18 protein-coding genes are annotated in these 20,296 nt (G+C 74.6%); 17 read left to right on the plus strand and 1 reads right to left on the minus strand.

Annotated features, from left to right (window positions below):
• Positions 1-157 precede the first annotated feature (157 nt).
• The 17 genes from JN535_RS14200 to JN535_RS14280 all read left to right on the plus strand — a co-directional run bounded on the left by JN535_RS14200 (position 158) and on the right by JN535_RS14280 (position 19,625).
• A complete protein-coding gene (locus JN535_RS14200; protein ID WP_307868736.1) occupies positions 158-1,621 on the plus strand; it encodes an MFS transporter in 1,464 nt (487 codons plus the stop codon).
• A gap of 79 nt (positions 1,622-1,700) precedes the next feature.
• Positions 1,701-2,717, plus strand: coding sequence for a heat-inducible transcriptional repressor HrcA (gene hrcA, locus JN535_RS14205; RefSeq protein WP_205206185.1), 1,017 nt, complete (start codon positions 1,701-1,703; stop codon positions 2,715-2,717).
• A gap of 133 nt (positions 2,718-2,850) precedes the next feature.
• Positions 2,851-3,972, plus strand: coding sequence for a molecular chaperone DnaJ (gene dnaJ / locus JN535_RS14210; protein WP_205206186.1), 1,122 nt, complete (start codon positions 2,851-2,853; stop codon positions 3,970-3,972).
• A gap of 13 nt (positions 3,973-3,985) precedes the next feature.
• The gene (locus JN535_RS14215; protein ID WP_205206187.1) at positions 3,986-4,798 is read left to right on the plus strand and encodes a 16S rRNA (uracil(1498)-N(3))-methyltransferase; all 813 of its coding nucleotides are present in this window, start codon (positions 3,986-3,988) and stop codon (positions 4,796-4,798) included.
• A complete protein-coding gene (locus tag JN535_RS14220; RefSeq protein WP_047232993.1) occupies positions 4,795-5,157 on the plus strand; it encodes an HIT domain-containing protein in 363 nt (120 codons plus the stop codon). The genes JN535_RS14215 and JN535_RS14220 overlap by 4 nt, the downstream gene beginning before the upstream one ends.
• Positions 5,158-5,278: 121 nt before the next feature.
• The gene (locus JN535_RS14225) at positions 5,279-6,388 is read left to right on the plus strand and encodes a PhoH family protein (RefSeq protein WP_205206188.1); all 1,110 of its coding nucleotides are present in this window, start codon (positions 5,279-5,281) and stop codon (positions 6,386-6,388) included.
• On the plus strand, positions 6,385-6,837 hold the full coding sequence (gene ybeY, locus JN535_RS14230; protein ID WP_141390808.1) for an rRNA maturation RNase YbeY: 453 nt from the start codon (positions 6,385-6,387) through the stop codon (positions 6,835-6,837). The genes JN535_RS14225 and ybeY overlap by 4 nt, the downstream gene beginning before the upstream one ends.
• Complete coding sequence (locus JN535_RS14235) at positions 6,834-8,180, plus strand: hemolysin family protein (protein ID WP_205206189.1); 1,347 nt, start codon at positions 6,834-6,836, stop codon at positions 8,178-8,180. Before ybeY ends, JN535_RS14235 begins: the two co-directional genes overlap by 4 nt.
• Complete coding sequence (gene era / locus JN535_RS14240; RefSeq protein WP_043651768.1) at positions 8,177-9,127, plus strand: GTPase Era; 951 nt, start codon at positions 8,177-8,179, stop codon at positions 9,125-9,127. Before JN535_RS14235 ends, era begins: the two co-directional genes overlap by 4 nt.
• 88 nt (positions 9,128-9,215) lie before the next feature.
• Complete coding sequence (locus JN535_RS14245; RefSeq protein ID WP_205206190.1) at positions 9,216-10,814, plus strand: alpha/beta hydrolase family protein; 1,599 nt, start codon at positions 9,216-9,218, stop codon at positions 10,812-10,814.
• Between the two features lie 80 nt (positions 10,815-10,894).
• Positions 10,895-11,377, plus strand: a complete 483-nt coding sequence (locus tag JN535_RS14250; RefSeq protein WP_205206191.1) for a hypothetical protein — start codon at positions 10,895-10,897, stop codon at positions 11,375-11,377.
• A 156-nt stretch (positions 11,378-11,533) separates the two neighbouring features.
• The gene (locus JN535_RS14255; protein WP_205206192.1) at positions 11,534-13,132 is read left to right on the plus strand and encodes an outer membrane protein assembly factor BamB family protein; all 1,599 of its coding nucleotides are present in this window, start codon (positions 11,534-11,536) and stop codon (positions 13,130-13,132) included.
• A gap of 129 nt (positions 13,133-13,261) precedes the next feature.
• On the plus strand, positions 13,262-15,355 hold the full coding sequence (locus tag JN535_RS14260; RefSeq protein ID WP_205206193.1) for a DUF7937 domain-containing protein: 2,094 nt from the start codon (positions 13,262-13,264) through the stop codon (positions 15,353-15,355).
• Positions 15,356-15,627: 272 nt separating this feature from the next.
• Complete coding sequence (gene leuA / locus JN535_RS14265) at positions 15,628-17,409, plus strand: 2-isopropylmalate synthase (RefSeq protein ID WP_205206194.1); 1,782 nt, start codon at positions 15,628-15,630, stop codon at positions 17,407-17,409.
• A gap of 189 nt (positions 17,410-17,598) precedes the next feature.
• Positions 17,599-18,399 carry a DNA repair protein RecO gene (recO, locus tag JN535_RS14270; protein ID WP_205206195.1) on the plus strand — a complete coding sequence of 267 codons (801 nt, stop codon included), beginning with the start codon at positions 17,599-17,601 and terminating at the stop codon, positions 18,397-18,399.
• The gene (locus tag JN535_RS14275) at positions 18,399-19,190 is read left to right on the plus strand and encodes an isoprenyl transferase (protein ID WP_205206196.1); all 792 of its coding nucleotides are present in this window, start codon (positions 18,399-18,401) and stop codon (positions 19,188-19,190) included. Before recO ends, JN535_RS14275 begins: the two co-directional genes overlap by 1 nt.
• A 57-nt stretch (positions 19,191-19,247) precedes the next feature.
• A complete protein-coding gene (locus tag JN535_RS14280; RefSeq protein ID WP_205206197.1) occupies positions 19,248-19,625 on the plus strand; it encodes a VOC family protein in 378 nt (125 codons plus the stop codon).
• Between the two features lie 63 nt (positions 19,626-19,688).
• Here the strand turns inward: JN535_RS14280 and JN535_RS14285 are convergent, their stop codons facing one another.
• A complete protein-coding gene (locus tag JN535_RS14285) occupies positions 19,689-20,294 on the minus strand; it encodes a DedA family protein (RefSeq protein ID WP_205206198.1) in 606 nt (201 codons plus the stop codon).
• Positions 20,295-20,296: the final 2 nt, after the last annotated feature.

The following is a 20,296-nucleotide window of genomic DNA, read 5'->3' on the forward strand; positions in this document are numbered from 1 at the left end:
TAGGTCAGCGCCGGACGCACCCCGGCGAGATCGGCCCGTGCGTCGCGACATCGACCTCCCGGGGGCCGATCTCGCACGTCCGGGCCGATCGCGGACCACGCCTCCCGTTGCGGCTCCCGACGCGCGCGGGTCCGGGCCGGGGTGGTACCACGGAGCGGTGAGCCCGCAGCGCGCCGAACCGGACCCCAACCGCTGGCGCGTGCTGCCCGTCTGCCTCGCGGTGGGCTTCGTCACGACGCTCGACGTCTCGATCGTCAACGTCGCCCTGCCGTCGATCGAGTCGTCGCTCGAGGCCGGCCCCACCGAGCTCCAGCTCGTCGTCGCGGGCTACACGCTCGCGTTCGGGCTCGCCCTGGTGCCCGCCGGTCGTCTCGGGGACGCGGGTGCCCGGCGCTCCCTGTTCATCGCGGGCCTGGTGGGCTTCGCGCTCATGAGCCTCGCGTGCGGGCTCGCGCCGACCGACACGTGGCTGGGCGTCGCCCGGCTGCTCCAGGGCGTGAGCGCGGGCGTCCTCAACCCGCAGGTCGTCGGGCTCATCCAGCAGCAGTTCTCCGGGTTCGAGCGCGGCCGGGCGTTCGGCATGTTCGGTGCGACGATCGGCGTCTCGACGGCGCTCGGCCCGCTGCTCGGCGGCCTCATCATCGCGGCGGCCGGCTCCGCGCACGGGTGGCGCTGGGTGTTCCTCGTGAACCTCCCGGTCGTCGCCGTCCTGCTGCCGTTCGCGTGGCGGCTCGTGCCCGGGCCGCCGCCCGCCGACGCGCGCGCGGCGCGGGGCCCGCGTCGGCTCGACCTCGTCGGGCTGGCGCTGCTGGGCGCCGCGACGCTCGGCGTCATGATGCCGTTCGTCACGACCACGGGCCGGGGCGACGACGCGTCGCGCTGGTGGTGGCTGGCCGCCGCCGCGGCGGCCGGGCTCGCCGCCGTCGCCTGGGAGCGGCGGTACCAGCGGCGTACGGGCGAGGCCGTGCTCGACCCGCAGGTCGTCGGGCTCGGGTCGTTCCGCAACGGGGCCCTGCTCGGTCTCGCGTACTTCGCGGGCTTCACGGGCATCTTCCTCGTCGTCACGCTCTACCTCCAGGACGAGCTCGGGTACACCCCGCTCCAGGCGGGGCTCGTCGGGACGCCGTTCGCGGTGGCGTCGGGGGTCTCCGCCTGGTTCTCGGGCCGGTGGGTCGCGCGGTGGGGTCGTCAGCTCGTCGTGGGCGGGGTGCTGCTCGTCCTCGTCGGGGTGGTCGCGGCCGACGCCCTCGTGCGGCTGCTCGGGGACGACCCCGGCGCCGTCGGGCCGGCGCTCGCGGGCGCGCTGCTGGTCGCCGGGGCGGGCAGCGGTACGGTCATCGCGCCGAACCAGACGCTCACGCTCTCCGAGGTCCCCGTGAGCCGCGCCGGCGTCGCGGGGAGCATGCTCCAGCTCGGCCAGCGCATCGGGTCGGCGGTCGGGATCTCGGTCGTGCTGTCCGTGTACTACGGCGGGCTGGCGAGCGGCGACACGGCGGCGCACGCGACGGGGCGCGCGCTGCTCGTGACGATCGTGCTCGTCGGGCTCGCGCTCGTCGTCGGGGTCGTGGACCTGCGTTCGCGACGAGCGGAGGACCGCGGAACGGGCCGCGCGGACGCGTAGGATTGGCACTCGGAGGTCGAGAGTGCCGACGCCCGCGCGCCCGCCCGGGGCGGCGACGGTGCGGCACACGGAGGTGGACGTGAGCGAGGAGCGCCGGCTCGAGGTGCTGCGGGCGATCGTCGAGGACTACGTCCTCACGCGCGAGCCCGTGGGTTCGCGCGTGCTCACCGAGCGGCACAGCCTCGGCGTGTCGCCCGCGACGATCCGCAACGACATGGCCGCGCTCGAGGACGCCGGGTACATCGCGCAGCCGCACACCTCCGCGGGCCGCATCCCGACGGACAAGGGCTACCGTCTCTTCGTCGACCGCCTCTCGGGCGTGAAGCCGCTGTCGGCGCCGGAGAAGCGCGCGATCGAGACCTTCCTCTCCGAGGGGGTCGACCTCGACGACGTCATCGCGCGCGCCGGCCGCCTGCTCGCGCAGCTCACGGGCCAGGTCGCGGTCGTGCAGTACCCGTCCCTGAGCCGGTCCGGGCTGCGCCACCTCGAGCTCGTGCCGGTCGGGGAGTCGCGCCTGCTCGTCGTCATCATCACCGACACCGGGCGCGTCGAGCAGCGCACGCTCGAGGTCGCGAGCCTGCCCGACGAGGGCACGCTCGTCGAGGTCCGCGCGCGGCTCAACGCGGCCGCGGCCGGCAAGCGCCTCACCGACCTCGCGCCCGGCCTCGCCGCCGTGACCGAGAGCTTCCACCCCGACGACGCCCCGCTCGTGCGCGCCGTCGGCGAGCTCGTCGCCCAGACGCTCGCGGAGGAGAGCGAGGAGCGCCTCGTGCTCGCGGGCACGGCGAACCTCGCCCGTGCGGGCATGCGGTTCGAGCACGCGCTGCGCCCGGTCCTCGAGGCGCTCGAGGAGCAGGTGGTCCTTCTCGGCCTCCTCACGGAGATGGCCGCGGAGTCCGGCGTGAGCGTGCGGATCGGGCACGAGACCCAGCTCGAGGGCCTCGCGGAGACCTCCGTCGTGACGACCGGTTACGGTAACGACGGCGACACGGTCGCCCTCGTCGGCTCGATCGGGCCGACCCGCATGGACTACCCCGGGACCATCGCGGCGGTGCGCGCGGTCGCGCGCTACCTGTCACGGGCGCTCGGCACGTGAGCCTCGCCGCGGCCTCCCCGCGCGCGGCAGGCACCCTCGACGACCGGCCCCCGTGCCGGTCTCACGACCCGCACCAGCCCTTCACGACCGGCCCCGTGCCGGCCTCACGACCCGCACCAGCAGAGAGTGACGTGTGAGCGACTACTACGAGATCCTGGGCGTGGCGCGCGACGCCAGCCAGGACCAGATCAAGAAGGCGTACCGCAAGCTCGCGCGCGAGCTGCACCCGGACGTCGCGGGCGAGGAGGCGGGCGACCGCTTCAAGGACGTCGCGCGCGCCTACGAGGTGCTCTCCAACCCCGAGAAGCGCCAGCAGTACGACCTCGGCGTCGACCCGAGCTCGCCCGGCGGCGGCAGCGGCCCGATGGGCGGTGGCTTCGGCTTCCAGGACATCTTCGAGACGTTCTTCGGCGGCGGCCAGGCGCAGCAGGGTCCGATCCCGCGCGCCCGGCGCGGCCAGGACGCGCTCGTGCGGCTCGACATCGACCTGTCCGAGGCGACGTTCGGCGCGCAGCGCGAGCTCCAGGTCGACACGGCGGTCGTGTGCGGGACGTGCGGCGGCTCGTGCTGTCGCCCGGGCACCTCGCCCCGCACGTGCGACGTCTGCCACGGCCGCGGCACGGTCCAGCGCGTGGCGCGCTCGTTCCTCGGCCAGGTTATGACGAGCGCCCCCTGCGCCGCGTGCCAGGGCTTCGGCACGGTCATCCCGGAGCCGTGCGCCGAGTGCTCCGGCGAGGGCCGCGTGCGCAGCCGCCGCAGCATCACGGTCAACGTCCCCGCGGGCGTCGACACCGGCACGCGCATCAAGCTCACCGCGCAGGGCGAGGTCGGCCCGGCCGGCGGCCCCGCGGGCGACCTCTACGTCGAGATCCGCGAGCGCAACCACGACACGTTCGTGCGCCGCGGTGACGACCTGCACTGCACGCTCCAGGTGCCCATGACCGCGGCCGCGCTCGGGACCGTGCTCGAGCTGGAGACGCTCGACGGCCCGCAGGAGATCGACCTGCGCCCGGGCACGCAGCCCGGCCAGATCGTCACGCTCAAGAACCTGGGCGTCGGCCACCTGCACGGCAGCGGCCGCGGCGACCTCAACGTGCACATCGAGGTCCAGGTGCCGCGCGAGCTGACCGAGGAGCAGGAGCAGCTCCTGCGCACGCTCGCGACGCTGCGCGGCGAGGAGCGGCCCGAGCCGCGGCTGTCCGCCGCGCACCCCGGCGTGTTCTCGCGCCTGCGCGACAAGCTCTCCGGCCGCTGAGCGGGGCGCGCGCATGAGTGCTCCGGTGTTCCTCGCCGAGACCGGGCTCGACGCCGTCGCGCCCGGCGACCGCTACGTCCTCGACGGTGCGGAGGGCCGCCACGCGGGCGTCGTCCAACGCCGCGGGGCGGGCGAGCGGGTCGACGTCGTGGACGGGGACGGGCTGCGGCTGCGCTGCGTCGTCGAGCACGCCGACGCGGGCCGCGTCACCCTGCTCGTCCAGGAGGTCGACCGCGAGCCCGCGCCCGCCGTCGTCGTGACGCTCGTGCAGGCGCTCGCCAAGGGCGACCGCGACGAGATGGCGATCGAGGCGGCGACCGAGATCGGGGTCGACGTCGTGGTCCCGTGGCAGGCGGAGCGCTCCGTCGTCGTGTGGCGGGGCGAGCGCGCCGCGAAGTCCCGCGCCCGCTGGCTCGCGACCGTCCGCACCGCGACGAAGCAGGCGCGGCGCGCGCGCCTGCCGCACGTGGAGGTGGCCCTCGACTCGCGCGGCCTCGCGGCGCGGGTGGCCGACGTCGTCGCGACCGGCGGGTGCGCGATCGTGCTGCACGAGGAGGCGGCGACGCCGCTCGCCGACGTCGCGCTGCCCCACGGTGCGACGGCGGACGGCGGGCCGGCGCCCGAGGTCCTGGTCGTCGTCGGCCCGGAGGGCGGGATCTCCGACCGCGAGGTCGCCGACCTCACCGCCGCCGGCGCGGTCGCGGCGCGGCTGGGGCCGCACGTGCTGCGCACCTCGACCGCCGGGCCTGTCGCCGTCGCGCTGCTCGCCGAGCGACTCGGCCGCTGGGGCGTGGCGGCCGCGCCTGGACTAGCCTCGGGGGCATGACGAGCACCGACGCACGCACGGACCCGGACTGCCTCTTCTGCCGCATCGTCGCGGGCGAGCTCCCCGCCGACGTCGTGGCGACGAGCGAGCGCTCGATCGCCTTCCGGGACATCGACCCCCAGGCCCCCGTGCACGTGCTCGTCGTGCCGCGCGACCACCACGGGGACATCGCCCAGCTCGCGGCCGCCGACCCGGAGCTGCTGAGCGACGTCGTCGCGCTCGCCGACGAGGTCGCGGGCGACCAGGCCGACGGCCAGTTCCGCCTCATCTTCAACTCCGGCCCGCGCGCCGGGCAGAGCGTGTTCCACGTGCACGGGCACGTCATCGCGGGCGCCGAGCTCGGGTGGACGCCCGCCTGAGCCCTGCGCGAAAGGACGTGTGGGGCCCGAGCGCGCTCGGTACGATGGTGGCGATCTGCGGGGCACTGGCGGCCCCGGCACTACCGTCCGACCGAAGGAGCGCAGCGGCGCAAGCCGGCTCATGACCTCTCCGTCCCGAGAACCCGACCCCCAGCCGCACCGGGTCGAGCACCGCATCGTCATCCCGAACCACGTGCCGATGGTGGCGCTCCTCGGCAGCCGCGACTCCGTGCTCCGGGCCGTCGAGGAGGGGTTCGGCTCGGTCGACGTCCACGTGCGCGGCAACGAGATCGCGGTCTCCGGCCCTCCGGGGGACGTCGCGCTCGCCTCGCGCCTGCTCGACGAGCTCGTCGAGGTCGTCGAGGCCGGCACGCAGCTCACCGCCGACGTCGTGTCGCGCTCCATCGCGATGCTCACGGCCGCGACGGCGTCGCGCCCGGCCGAGGTGCTGACGCTCAACATCCTGTCGAGCCGCGGGCGCACGATCCGGCCCAAGACCGTCGGGCAGAAGCGCTACGTCGAGGCGATCGACGCCAACACGATCACGTTCGGCATCGGACCCGCGGGCACCGGCAAGACGTACCTCGCGATGGCCAAGGCCGTCCAGGCGCTGCAGTCCAAGCAGGTCAACCGGATCATCCTCACGCGCCCCGCCGTCGAGGCGGGGGAGCGGCTCGGGTTCCTGCCCGGGTCGCTCACGGAGAAGATCGACCCGTACCTGCGCCCGCTGTACGACGCGCTGCACGACATGATCGACCCCGACTCGATCCCCAAGCTCATCGAGGCGGGCACGATCGAGGTCGCCCCGCTGGCCTTCATGCGCGGCCGGAGCCTGAACGACTCGTTCATCATCCTCGACGAGGCGCAGAACACGACGACCGAGCAGATGAAGATGTTCCTCACGCGCCTCGGCTTCGGGTCGCGCATGGTCATCACGGGCGACGCGACGCAGGTCGACCTGCCCGGCGGCACCCAGTCCGGGCTGCGCGTGATCGAGGACGTCCTGACGGGCGTGGACGACGTCGAGTTCTGCCGCCTCACGTCGTCGGACGTGGTGCGTCACCGGCTCGTGAGCGAGATCATCGACGCGTACGCGCGGTGGGACGTCGCGACCGGGTCCGGGACAGGCGCCGGCACCCGACGAGGGAGCGACGGCGGGCCGCGCCGCCGCGACGACGAGCGCCGCGGACGCCCCGCGGGCAGGGACCGACGGACGAGGGACGACGCGTGAGCATCGAGGTCAACAACGAGACCGAGACCGAGGTCGACGAGGCCGAGTTCGCGGCGCTCGCGCGCTACGTGCTCGACGCGATGCGCGTGCACCCGCAGAGCGAGCTGTCGATCCTCTTCGTCGACACCGACGTCATGACCGAGCTGCACGTGCGCTGGATGGACGAGCCCGGCCCGACCGACGTGCTCTCCTTCCCCATGGACGAGCTGCGGCCCGGCCGCGACGGCGAGGTGTCCGGCCCGGGTCAGCTGGGCGACGTCGTGCTGTGTCCCGAGGTCGCCGCGCAGCAGGCGGTCACCGCCGGGCACTCGACGGCGGAGGAGATGCTGCTGCTCACGACGCACGGCATCCTGCACCTGCTCGGCTACGACCACGCCGAGCCGGAGGAGGAGAAGGAGATGTTCGCGCTGCAGCGCAAGCTGCTCCTGACCTTCCTCGCCGGCCGGTGAGCGGCGAACCCGTCGCGCTCCTGGCGGTCCTGACCGTCCTCACGGTCGTGCTCGCCGCAGCGCTGAGCGCCGGCGAGGCGGCGGTGCTGCGCGTGACGCGCGCGGCGGTGAGCGAGGCCGGCGGCGACGACCTGACCACGACGCCGCGACCCTCGGGGCGTCGCGCGCTCGTCCTGCTCGCAGACCCGGCCGCGACCGCACGTTCCGTCGGCTTCGTGCGTGTCGTCGCCGAGGTCGCCGCGATCACGTGCCTCACGCTGCTCGTCGCCGCGTGGCTCGAGCCGTGGTGGCAGGTCCTGCTCGTCGCGCTCGCCGTGAGCGTCGTCGTCGGGCTCCTCGTCGTGCGCGTCAGCCCGCGGTCGCTGGGTCGCCGGCACGCCGTCCGCGTCCTGCTCGCCCTCTCGGCCCTCCTCACCGGGGTCGTCGCCGCGACCCGGTGGCTCACGCGCCTCGCGCCCGCGCCGGACTCCGGCGCGCACGAGCGCGAGCTGCAGGACATGGTGGACCGCGTCAACGAGTCCGAGGTCATCGAGGACGAGGAGCGCGAGCTCATCCGTTCCGTGTTCGAGCTCGGGAGCACGCTCACGCGCGAGGTCATGGTCCCGCGCACGGACATGATCACCACGGGCCGCGACACGCCGCTGCGCAAGACGCTCTCGCTGTTCCTGCGCTCCGGCTTCTCCCGCATCCCCGTGACGGGCACGTCCGCGGACGACCTCGTCGGCGTCGCCTACTTCAAGGACGTCGTGCGCGTCCTCCAGGGCGGCCCGGGCACGGACGCGCGACCCGTGGGCGAGGTCGCGCGCGCCGCGATCTTCGTGCCCGAGTCCAAGCCCGTGGACGACCTCCTGCGCGAGATGCAGGCGTCGTCCTCGCACATCGCGATGGTCGTCGACGAGTACGGCGGCATCGCCGGGCTCGTGACCATCGAGGACGCGCTCGAGGAGATCGTCGGCGAGCTGACCGACGAGCACGACCGCCCCGAGCCCGAGGTCGAGGACCTCGGCGAGGGCGTGCTGCGCGTCCCCGCGCGGCTCGGCGTCGACGAGCTCGGCGAGCTCTTCGGCCTCGACCTGGACGACGACGACGTGGACACCGTCGGCGGGCTGCTCGCCAAGGCGCTCGGCAAGGTCCCGCTGCCCGGCTCCGTGGCCGACGTCCACGGCCTGCGGGTCGAGGCGGACCGCGTCCAGGGGCGGCGCAAGCAGCTCGCGACCGTCCTCGTCTCCCACGCTGCCCAGCCCGCAGCGCCCCCAGCGACCGCGACGACCGCGACGCCCGACGAGCCGGAGACCCCGGCCGACACCCGACCCTCCCTCCCGACCGCGAAGGACACCCCGTGAGCACGACCACCCCCGAGCACCGCTCCGGATTCGCCTGCCTGGTCGGGCGGCCCAACGCCGGCAAGTCGACCTTGACCAACGCGCTCGTCGGGCAGAAGGTCGCCATCACGTCCGGGCGCCCGCAGACGACGCGCCACACGATCCGCGGGATCGTGCACCGGCCCGACGCGCAGCTCGTGCTCGTCGACACCCCGGGCCTGCACCGGCCTCGCACCCTGCTCGGCGAGCGCCTCAACGACCTCGTGCGCGAGACGCTCACCGAGGTCGACGTCATCGCGTTCTGCCTGCCCGCCGACCAGAAGATCGGCCCGGGCGACCGGTTCATCGCGAACGAGCTCGCCGAGCTCATGCGCGGGCGCCGCGGCACGCCCGTGGTCGCGGTCGTGACGAAGGCGGACCTCGTGGACCGCGGCACGCTCGCCGCGCACCTGCTCGCCGTGGACCGGCTGGGGGAGACGGCGGGCGGCTGGGCGGACATCGTGCCCGTCTCGGCGCAGGACGGGTACCAGGTCGACGTGCTCACCGACGTCCTCGTGTCCCACCTGCCCGAGGGCCCGGAGCTCTACCCGGGCGGTGAGCTCACGGACGAGCCCGAGGCCGTGATGGTCGCCGAGCTCGTGCGCGAGGCCGCGCTCGAGGGCGTGCGCGACGAGCTCCCGCACTCCCTCGCCGTCCAGGTCGAGGAGATCGTTCCCCGCGAGGGCAGCGGGGACGAGGCGACGGGCCGCCCGCCGCTGCTCGACGTGCGGGTCAACCTCTTCGTCGAGCGCGACTCGCAGAAGGCGATCGTCATCGGCCGGGGCGGCTCGCGCCTGCGCGAGGTCGGGACGCGCGCCCGGCACGGCATCGAGGCGCTCCTGGGGGCCCGGGTCTACCTCGACCTGCACGTCAAGGTCGCCAAGGACTGGCAGCGCGACCCCAAGCAGCTCCACCGCCTCGGGTTCTGAGGCGCCCGACGACGCGGGGGAGAGCCCCCCTCCGGTCGTCGGGGCGGCACCAGGGACCCGCGTCCGGGGCGCGACGTACGATTCCCCGGTGATCTTCCGGACCGCCGCGACCACCGCCGCCCTCGCGATCGTCCTCGCGATCGTCGGGGCGGTCACGGGACCGCAGTGGGACCCGGTGCCCGTGACCGAGCACCTGGAGCCCGCGACGCCCGACACGACGATCGGCGGTCAGCCACCCGGCGGCGCTGCTCCGGTCGGCACGTACGACGTGCGCGAGACGGACGTGACGATCCGGCTCGACGGCGCGACGGTCGGCGGCATCCTGCGCGAGCCCGTCGACGCCGGGGACGGCCTCCCGGGCGTGGTGTTCGTGCACGGGGCGGGCACGGGCCTCGCGACGGAGGCCTTCGTCGACGTCGCGGCCGACCTCGCGAGCGCGGGCGTCGTCACGCTCGTCCCGGACAAGCGCCTGGACACGTACACGACGCGCCACCGCGACTACGAGGCCATGGCACGCGACTACGAGCACTCCGTGAACCTCCTGCGGGCACGACCGGGTGTCGACCCGGACCGGGTCGGCCTGTACGGGGAGTCGGAGGGCACGTGGATCGTGCCCGTCATGGCGGTCGAGGACCCGACGATCGCGTTCTCCGTCCTCGTGTCCGCCCCGGTCGTGCCGCCCCGCCAGCAGGCGGCGTTCGCGGTCGACAGCTACCTGCGCAACACCGACGTCCCGCACGGCGTGTTCCGGGCGATCCCGCGCGCGGTGGGCATGGCGATCCCGGGTGGAGGGTTCGAGTACGCCGACTTCGACGTCGAGCCGTTCCTCGAGCGGCTCACCCAGCCGGTCCTCGTCGTCTACGGCACCGCGGACCCGTCGATGCCGGTCGAGCAGGGCGCGCAGCAGGTCCTCGCCGCGACCGGCCCGTCGTCGGTGTCCGGCGGTGCCGACGTCACGGTCCGGTTCTACGAGGACGCGAACCACGGGATCAAGATCGACGACGTGCTCGTCCCCGACTTCCCGCGCGACGTCGGCGCGTGGATCACGTCCCTGCCGGCCAGCGCGACCGCGCTGCCGCAGATCGCCGGCGCCGAGCCGAACCAGCAGTACCTCGCCGGGCCCGTGCCCACCCCGCGCTGGCTCGGCAACGGGGACCTCTTCGTCGGGCTCGTCCTCGGGGCGGTCGGCCTGCTCGTGCTCGGACCGCTCGTCGGGCTCGTCGGCGGGCTCGTCCGACGGCTGCGTCGCGTCGCCGGGCGGCCGGGCGAGCCCGCCGGGCTGGCGCCCGGCTTCCGCGTCCCGCTCGCGGGCCTCGGGCTGGGGGCGGTCGGGACGACGGCGGCCCTCGTCGTCTACCTCGTCGCCGTCGCCCGGCTCGCGCTCGACTACGAGAAGGACGCGTGGGTCGTGCAGGGCGGCTGGGTGGGGGTCCGGCTCGTCGGCCTCGCCACGCTCGTCGCGGCGGCGCTGCTCATCAACCGCTCGGCCGAGGTCCGGGCCGCCCGTCGCACGGCGGCGGACGGCGCCGACGCGGCCGGCACGGGAGCGCTCGAGGGCGACCGGGCCGGGGCGCTGCGGGTCGCACGCGGCGTGACGACTCGCGTCATGCTGTGGTGCGTCGTCGCGGGCTCCGCCGTCCTGCTCGTGATCCTCGCGTACTGGGGCGTCTACCAGCTCGGCATCTAGGGCGCGCCGCGCGCGGCCTGCCCCCGACCCCGGTGTCGCCCCGTGCATGATGGGTGACAGGACTCGAGCGAGGGACTCTCATGGAGGAGCAGCACGTCGGGGAGCAGCCCGGCTCGGCTCGGCGTCCGCGCCTGCGCCTGCCGGTCTGGGTCGGGACGACCGCCGTCGTGGTCGGGGCTCTCGTCGTCGTCGCTCTCCTGGTGTCACGGCTCTCCGGGGGTAGCCGAGAGTGCCCGGCGATCGCCTACTCCAGCCTTCTCGAGGTCGTGCTGTCGGGGGACACCGCCGCAGTGGCCCACCTCCAGCTGCGTGACGGCGACGACGAGGAATGGCCGCCGCTGCCGACGGGTCCGGACACGGCAGAACGCGCTGACCCGACGTCGCGGGACGGCGACACCTGGACCCTCACGCTCTTCGGCCCGACGAACCCGATCGGGCTCCGCGCGCTCGACGACGACGGCAACGTCCTCGCCCAGACCGAGAGAACCGTGGAGATGGTCCGCGTCGGAGGTTCCGCAGCGTGCGGCGGTCCGCTGGAGGGGCGTATCGGCTGGACGCTCTGACGCACGAGCTGCGCCGGACGGAGCCTGTCCCGGTCTCCCGTCTCCCGGACCCCGGTGACGACACGCCGTCGCGTCGGTGGTGCCGGGGACGCGACATGGCGGGTGAACCCGCGCGCTCGCGCGGCGTGCCGGTCGGCCCGTGCCTATCGTGGAGGCGTGAGGCGCCGTCGGCTCGCGCAGGACCGGGCGGCTCGTGCCGGGCAGACGACCCACGAGCCGACGACGGACGGTGCCGGGGCACCGGCGAGCTTCGTCAGCTTCGAGCTCCTTCCGCCCGAGCTGCGTACCGACGACCGCTTCGACGCCGTGTTCGACGTCGAACCGGAGCCCGACCCCGGTACGCGACCGCGCACCCGGACGGCTCGGCGCGCTCCCGGCATCGCCTCTCGCGGGACGGGCGGCGAGGACGCCCGTCCCGCGTCCCCACCCGTCGACCACGGAGCACCGACCACGCGGACGGGCGCACCGAACGAGCCGCCCCGCGGTGACGACCGGGACGCGGCCCCGCGCCGCGCCTGGTACGCGCACCCGGTGCCGTGGGTCGCCGTCGGGGTGGCGGCGGCGCTCGCGGGATCCGTGGCGTTCACGGCCTCGATGGAGGATGCCCGCCCCGTCGACGTCACGGCGCTCGCGGGCGGGCTGCGACCGCTCGACGAGCCTCCCGCGCCGCGCTGGACGGTCCCCGTGGAGCCGGGGACGGGGCTCGTCCCGGCGGTCGGCGCCGTCGTCACGGTCGACGGCGCTCTCACCGGGTACGCCGTCGAGGACGGCTCGGTGCTCTGGCGGTCCGAGTTCCTCGGCGACCGCGCGACGTGCCTGCCCGCACCGGGCGAGCCCGCCCGGGAGGTGGTGGTGTGCGCCGTCCCGACGGGGTGGCGCGAGCAGGTTGCCCGGATCGTCACCGTCCGCTCGGCGACGGGAGAGGTCCTCGGGGACCGCACGGTCGAGACCGCCGGCCGCCTGTCCGTCGTGCCGATCGGCGCCGCCGACGTCGTGCGCGCCTGGTGGCGCGGCGACGAGGTCGCGCTCGTGCGCGAGGACGCCGCGACGGGCGAGGTGCGCTGGGAGCGCGCGCTCGAGCACGACGGGCTGGGCCGCGGGGGCGACGTCGTGCTCGACGTCCGGCGCGGCGTCGTCGACGTCCTGGCTCCCGGGGTCGCGGCCGCACTCACCGAGGACGGACGCGCCCTGGTCGAGGACGACGTGTGGACCATCGTGCGGCTCCAGGACGGGCGCTACGTGGGCAACGAGTACGGTCGCGGCACGGCGACCGTGTTCACGGCGGCGGGCGAGCCGGCCTTCCGTGTCGAGGGTCGGGTCCTCGAGGCGCCGCTCTCCGACGGCTCCGCGCCGGGCGTGCTCGTCACGAACACGTTCGGGAGCATCGTCGGGGTGGACGCCGCGACCGGCTCGGCGCTGTGGTCCCTGCCGGGGACCGGCCTGCGGGCCGTCGCCCGCGTGGACGGGCGGGTCGTCGTCCAGACGGACTCGACCTATCGCAGCGTCGACGCGCGCACGGGCGAGGAGGCCTGGGCGGTCGAGCTCGACGACGACGGTCCGGGACCGGTGCTCACGGACGGGAGGTCGATCTACGTCACCGAACGAGGTGCCGAGGGGCCGGGGCTCGTGGCGATCGCGCTCGACGACGGGGCCGTCGAGTGGCGCTGGGCCCTGCCCGAGGACACGTACCACGTCGTCGCGGTCGAGGGACGCCTCTTCCTCCTCGGCGCCGACCGGCTGACCGCCGTCTCCTGAGCCGGTCCGGATCGGGGACCGTGCCGCGTGGGCGCTTGAAGACGCACGTGATGAACCGGTAGAAACGGTCGGGGCCCTGGGCCCGGCGTGCGTGCGTCCGGCACGGCGCGACAGCGTAGGGAGTGCACGATGACCAACCAGACAGAGCCGGCCGAGGACCCGCAGCCCGGCGCTGCGGGCGCCGGGCCGACCACGGCGCCCGAGGGCGCCGCGGTGGGTGACGGGGACTCCACGGCCGAGCACGCGGCCACCGGCGAGGAAGGCGGCGAGGCGACGGCGACGGGCGGGGCACCGGACGGACCCGGCGCCCTGTCTCCCTTCGCCGGGATCCCCGTGAGCGACTACGTGCGCGACGGCGTCGCCGCGCTCCTGCTGCTCGTGTCCCTCGCGCTGCCGTGGGACGCCGCGAGCCGCGCGTCCGACAAGATCGAGGTCGTCCTGCTGACGATCCTCTCCCTGCTCACCCTCGCGCTGCCGTACCTCGCGCGCACCGGGGTGCTGCCCGCGACGTGGACCGTGCACACCACGCGGAAGGTCCGCCTGCTCGCGAACGCCCCGTACGTCCTGCTCGTCGGGGTGTACCTCGTCGTCGACGTCGTCGGGGGCGGCGACTTCAGCGACGGGTGGGGCGGCGTGGGCTCCGCGGCCGCGCTCGGGCTCGCGGGCGCGCTCCTCGCGGCGCAGCCGCGCCAGAGCGAGCTCGGCCCGCAGGACCAGGACCGCGCCGTCACGAGCCGGTGGCTCCAGGCGCTCCTCGTCGGTGCCGCCGTCCTCGCGGTGACCGTCCTGCTCACGGTCGTCCTCACCGTCACGGGGACCCGCTTCGGCGGCGCCCTCTTCGTCCTGCTCGTGCTCGTCTCCGCGCTGTTCGTCCTCGCGCTCGCCGGGCTGCCGACGTACGGCACGTGGCGCCGGTCCGAGGCGGCGCGCCTCACGCTCGTCGGGCTGGGCGTCATCCTCGCGGTGGCGTTCGTGCTCGGCTCGGGCAACAACGGGCTCGTCACGATCGAGAGCACGCACGGCGGCCGGTTCGGGCTCGTGCTCGTCCCGGCGCTCGCGGCGATCGCCGCCGCGCCCGCCGTGCACCGGGCGATGACTGCCGCCGACCCGGTGACGACCTGGGTGCGCGTCGCCGTGAACGCCCTCGACCTCGCGCTCGTCGTCGCCGGGTACGTCGCCGTGACCGCCGTGCTCACGCTGGCCGAGGGCGCTCGCGGCGTGCCGGTCGTGCTCGCCGTCGTGGTGGGCGTGCTCGCCGCGGCCGTCGCGTTCGTCGCGCGCCGCTCGCTCGCGCGCGACGCGACGTCGGGTCGCCCGCTCGCCCTCGGCGGTGCCGGTGTCGTCGCCCTGCTGGGCATCGTCCTGCTCGTCGTGACGTCCAACCGGGTCGTGTTCGGCGGCGGCGTGGAGCACGTGCTCCTCGCGTTCGGTCTCCCGCTGCTCGTCGTCGGCGCCCTGACCGTCCCGCGCGAGGTGCGCGCGTACTTCGCCGAGCACCGTCCGGTGCCGGCCGCCGCCGGCGCGACGGCGCAGGCGTACGTGTGGCAGCCGCCCGCCCCGAAGCCGGCCCGGCCGGCGCCCGTCGCCCACCCGGGCCCCGTGGCGGGGCAGCAGCCTGCGGGGGCCTACCCGGCGACCCCGCACGGCGGAACGGGGTACCCGGGTGCCGCGCAGACCGGTCCGGTCGCCGCGCAGCAGCCCGACCAGGGCCGCTGGGCACCCGCGGGTGGCGACGCCACCGAGGTCCTCCCGGTCCAGGCGGTCGAGCCCGAGCGCAGCGGGTACGCGGCGCGCCCGGGGCTGGACCCGGACCAGGGTCCGTCGACCGCGGTCATGCCGGCGTACCAGGAGGGGCAGCCCGGTACCGGTCCGCAGCCGACCGCACAGCCCGGCGCCGGCTACCCCGCACAGGGGTACGGCCAGCAGCACGCTCAGCAGGGACACCCGCAGCAGGCGCAGCAGGGCTACGGCACGGGCTACGGGCAGCAGCCGGCCGCGCAGCCGCCGCAGTCGTACTCCCCGCCCGCCCAGGTGCCCGGCTTCACCGCCGCCCAGGCGCTCGATCCGAGCACGCCGCTCGAGGTCCTCGCGCAGATCGTCCAGGACGCGCCGCACCTGCGTCCGCAGGTGGCGGCGAACCCGTCCACCTACCCGGCGCTGCTCGAGTGGCTCGGCAACCTCGGCGACCCCGCCGTCGACGCGGCGCTGCGCTCGCGCCGCTGAACACCCGACGACGCCCGGTCACCTCCCCACGAGGTGACCGGGCGTCGTCGTGGCCGCCGCGGGGAGGAGCGGTCCCGTCGCGGGCGTACCCGCGACGACGTGCCCGAGGAGCGGACGTCCCCGGGGCACGCGCGGCGGAGGAGTACAGTGGCGTCGTGCACCTGATGCGGCCGCTCCTCCTTCGTTGCCGCGGCGAGGCTCTCTAGCCGGTCCCTCGTCGCGGTGGTCGGTGTGCCGGCTGACACCCGTCAGGACGACCCGAAGGACCCACGATGAACGCCTCAGCCCCCAGCTCGACGCCCACCGTCGCGGACGTGAACCCGCAGCAGCCGTCGGGCATGCCGATCCACAAGTACCTGCCGTTCCACCGGCAGATCGACGTGTCGCTGCCCGACCGCACGTGGCCCGACAAGCGCATCGAGACCGCTCCCCGCTGGTGCGCGGTCGACCTTCGCGACGGCAACCAGGCCCTCATCGAGCCCATGAACGCGGAGCGCAAGCTGCGCATGTTCGAGCTGCTCGTCGAGATGGGCTACAAGGAGATCGAGGTCGGCTTCCCGTCGGCCTCGCAGACCGACTTCGACTTCGTGCGGATGCTCATCGAGGAGGACCGCATCCCCGACGACGTCGTCATCCAGGTCCTGACGCAGTCGCGCGAGCACCTCATCGCCCGCACCTACGAGGCGATCAAGGGTGCGAAGCAGGCGATCGTCCACCTGTACAACTCGACGTCGGTGCTCCAGCGCGAGGTCGTGTTCCGCTCGGACGAGGACGGCATCATCGCCATCGCCGTCGACGGCGCCCGGCTGTGCAAGAAGTTCGAGGAGACGGTCCCCGAGACGACCGTCTACTACGAGTACTCGCCCGAGTCGTACACCGGGACCGAGCTCGAGTTCGCCGCGCGCATCTGCAACGAGGTGCTCGAGGTCTTCGAGCCCCGCCCGGACCGCAAGGTCATCATCAACCTGCCCGCGACGGTCGAGATGGCGACGCCCAACGTCTACGCCGACTCGATCGAGTGGATGAACCGGCACCTGAACCACCGCGAGAACGTCGTCCTGTCGCTGCACCCGCACAACGACCGCGGCACGGCCGTGGCCGCGGCCGAGCTGGGCTACCAGGCGGGCGCCGACCGCATCGAGGGCTGCCTGTTCGGCAACGGCGAGCGCACCGGCAACGTGTGCCTCGTCACGCTGGGCATGAACCTGTTCAGCCAGGGCGTCGACCCGCAGATCGACTTCTCCGACATCGACCACGTGCGTCGCACCGTCGAGTACTGCAACCAGCTCGCTGTGCCCGAGCGCCACCCGTACGCGGGCGACCTCGTCTTCACGGCGTTCTCCGGCTCGCACCAGGACGCCATCAAGAAGGGCTTCGACGCGATGGCCGTCCACGCCGAGGCCGAGGGCAGGACGGTCGACGACCTCGTCTGGGCCGTCCCGTACCTGCCGATCGACCCCAAGGACGTCGGGCGCTCCTACGAGGCCGTCATCCGGGTCAACTCGCAGTCCGGCAAGGGCGGCATCTCGTACCTGCTGAAGTCGGAGCGCCACCTCGACCTGCCGCGCCGACTGCAGATCGAGTTCTCGCAGGCCGTGCAGCAGCACACCGACGCGCACGGGACCGAGGTCACGGGCGAGGACATCTGGCGGATCTTCTCCGACGAGTACCTGCCCGTCGAGCCAGGTTCCGGCCTGGAGCCGTGGGGTCGGCTCAAGCTGCGCTCCACGCGCGCGTCGTCGAGCGAGGACGGCCCGGACACGCTGAGCGTCGACGTGCTCGACCGCGGCGAGGAGCTGACGCTGGAGGGCACGGGCAACGGCCCGGTCGCGGCCTTCGTCGACGCGATCGCCCAGGTGGGGGTCGACGTCCGCGTGCTCGACTACGCCGAGCACGCCCTGTCCGAGGGCGGTGACGCCCTCGCCGCGGCCTACGTCGAGTGCCAGGTGGGCGACGACGTCCTGTGGGGCGTCGGCATCGACCCGTCGATCACGACCGCCTCGCTCAAGGCCATCGTGTCGGCCGTGAACCGCGCGGAGCGCACGGCCGCCTGACACCTCACGGAGCCCCGCCCGACGCGTCGGGCGGGGCTCCGTCGTGCTCGGTTCCCGACCCCAGGGCCCGGCTCCACCGGCCGGGAGTGTCGCGCTCGCCGCCCGTCGCACCGCGGACCGCCCGGGTATGACGCGACCCGTACCGCGGAGCCGGCACCGGGCGTGGGCGGGATGACGGAGAATGGGGGAGTGGTGCTGTACCGAGACGACGCGATCGTGCTGCGCGCCCAGAAGCTGGGCGAGGCGGACCGCATCGTCACCCTCCTCACGCGCGAGCACGGCAAGGTGCGCGCGGTGGGCAAGGGGGTACGGCGCACGTCGTCGCGGTTCGGGGCGCGGCTGGAGCCGTTCATGGTCGTCGACGTCCAGCTCTACGTCGGCCGTTCGCTGGACACGGTGACGCAGGCGGAGACGATCGGCCCGTACGCGCGGCGGATCTGCGAGGACTACGGCCTGTACACGGCGGGCGCGGCGATGCTGGAGACGGCGGAGCGGCTCGTCGCGGACGAGCGGGAGCCCGCGGTGCAGCAGTACTGGCTGCTCGCGGGGGCGCTCCGGGCGTTGTCCGAGCAGGCGCACGCACCGGGCCTCGTCCTGGACTCCTACCTCCTGCGCGCCCTGGCCGTCGCGGGCTGGGCGCCGTCGTTCGTCGACTGCGCGCGGTGCGGCGAGCCCGGTCCGCACCACGCGTTCGCCGTCGCGCAGGGCGGCGCGGTGTGCTCGCGCTGCCGCCCGCCCGGGTCGACGGCGCCCGCCCCCCAGACCTTCGCCCTGCTCGCCGCGCTGCTCGCGGGGGAGTGGGAGACCGCCGACGCGTCGGACGCCCGGCACCGCAAGGAAGCGAGCGGCCTCGTGGCCGCGTACAGCCAATACCACCTGGAGAGAACGTTGCGATCACTGCGCATGGTCGAGCGGGACGCGCCCGCCGCCTCGCCCGCCGGACCGGTCGGCGTCCCTGCGGACCCGCGGGCCACCGGGGCGGACGCCTGATGGCGAAGCGGTCGTACGTGCCGCCGTTCGCGCACCCGAGCGGCGAGCGGGCTCCCGCCATCCCGGCGCAGTTCGTGCCGAACCACGTGGCCGTCGTCATGGACGGCAACGGCCGCTGGGCCAACGCGCGCGGGCTGCCGCGCACCGCGGGCCACGAGGCCGGCGAGGCGGCGCTGCTCGACGTCGTCGCGGGCGCGATCGAGATCGGCGTCAAGCACGTCTCGGCGTACGCGTTCTCGACCGAGAACTGGAAGCGCTCGCCCGAGGAGGTCCGCTTCCTCATGGGCTTCAACCGCGACGTCATCCGCCGCCGCCGCGACGAGATGGACTCGTGGGGCGTGCGCGTGCGGTGGGCGGGGCGCCGCCCCCGCCTGTGGACGTCCGTGATCAAGGAGCTCGAGATCGCGGAGGAGCAGACGAAGGACAACGACGTCTGCACGCTGACGATGTGCGTCAACTACGGGGGCCGTGCGGAGATCGCCGACGCGGCGGCCGCCATCGCGCGCGAGGTCGCGGCCGGGCGGCTCGACCCGGGCAAGATCACCGAGCGCACCGTCCAGCAGCACCTCGACGAGCCCGACCTCCCGGACGTCGACCTCTTCCTGCGCAGCTCGGGAGAGCAGCGCACGTCCAACTTCATGATCTGGCAGGCCGCGTACGCCGAGCTCGTGTTCCTCCCGGAGCCGTGGCCCGACGTCGACCGCCGGTCGCTGTGGCGCGCGGTCGAGGAGTACGCGCGCCGCGACCGCCGCTACGGCGGCGCCGTGGACGCGGTGGGCGGCACCGCCTGACGTCGCGCCCCGGTCGCCGTCGCGCCGGCGTGGGCGCCGACCGGTAGCGTGCGCGCCATGGCTCTGAGCATCGGCATGGTGACCGTGGACTCCACCGACCCCCGTCCGCTGGCGCAGTGGTGGGCGCGCCAGCTCAATGGGCGGGTCGTCGACGAGTCGGACGGTTGGTTCCTCGAGGTCGTGCCCGCCGAGGGCGTGACCGCCCCGGTCCTCGGCTTCCAGCGCGTCGACGACCCGACCCCCGGCAAGAACAGGCTGCACCTGGACCTCGGGACGTCGGACCGGGAGGCGGACGTCGCGGCGCTCGTCGCCGACGGGGCGACGTTCGTCGCCGAGCACACGATGCCGGGTTACCGCTGGGCCGTGCTCGCCGACCCGCAGGGCAACCAGTTCTGCGTCGGTGCGGCCGACGCCTCCGCGACGGCGGTCGGCTGAGGCGGGGCCGGGCAGCAGGAGGAAGACCGTCGTGCACGATCGGACTACCGGCCGCGCGCCGGCTCATCGGTCGAGGCGCGGCGCGTCCTTCGCGTCGGGGGCGCGGGCGTCGGCGTCGAGGGCGACGCCGTGCCCGTCGAGCGCGACGATCGACCCTGCCACGACCCCGGGATCTCGAGCGGCCCGACGGCGGACCGTGACGACCACCCCGACGACCACGGCGAGAACGAGCGCGACGAGCACCGCGACGCCCCAGGGCGACCCCGTGGCCGCGGCGAAGGCGGCCGTCCACACCGCCCAGCCCACGGTCGCGTAGATCGTCGCGTGGACCGCGCAGCCGAGCGTCATCGCGGCGAGGTAGCGGCCGAACGGCATGCGGACGACGCCGGCAGCGGCGTTGACGACGGTCTTGGTGCCGGTCGCGAGGAACGACACGGGGACGGCGAGGACGCCCCACCGCCGGACGGTCTCGATCCCGCGCGCGGCGGAGCGCCCGGAGAGCCACGCGTGGACGCGTGCGACCCACGGCCTCACGGGGCGCGTGCGGTCGAGCGTCCACGTCGTGACGAGCCGCGCGATCCAGTACGTCGCCTGCGTCCGCACGAACGCGATCGCGAAGAAGAACGCGAAGAGCGCGGCGAACGGGGCGCCGTCCAGCGCGTCGGGCACGG

The organism is Cellulosimicrobium cellulans (assembly GCF_016921195.1).
In the GTDB taxonomy this organism is placed as follows: Bacteria; Actinomycetota; Actinomycetes; order Actinomycetales; family Cellulomonadaceae; genus Cellulosimicrobium; species Cellulosimicrobium cellulans_F.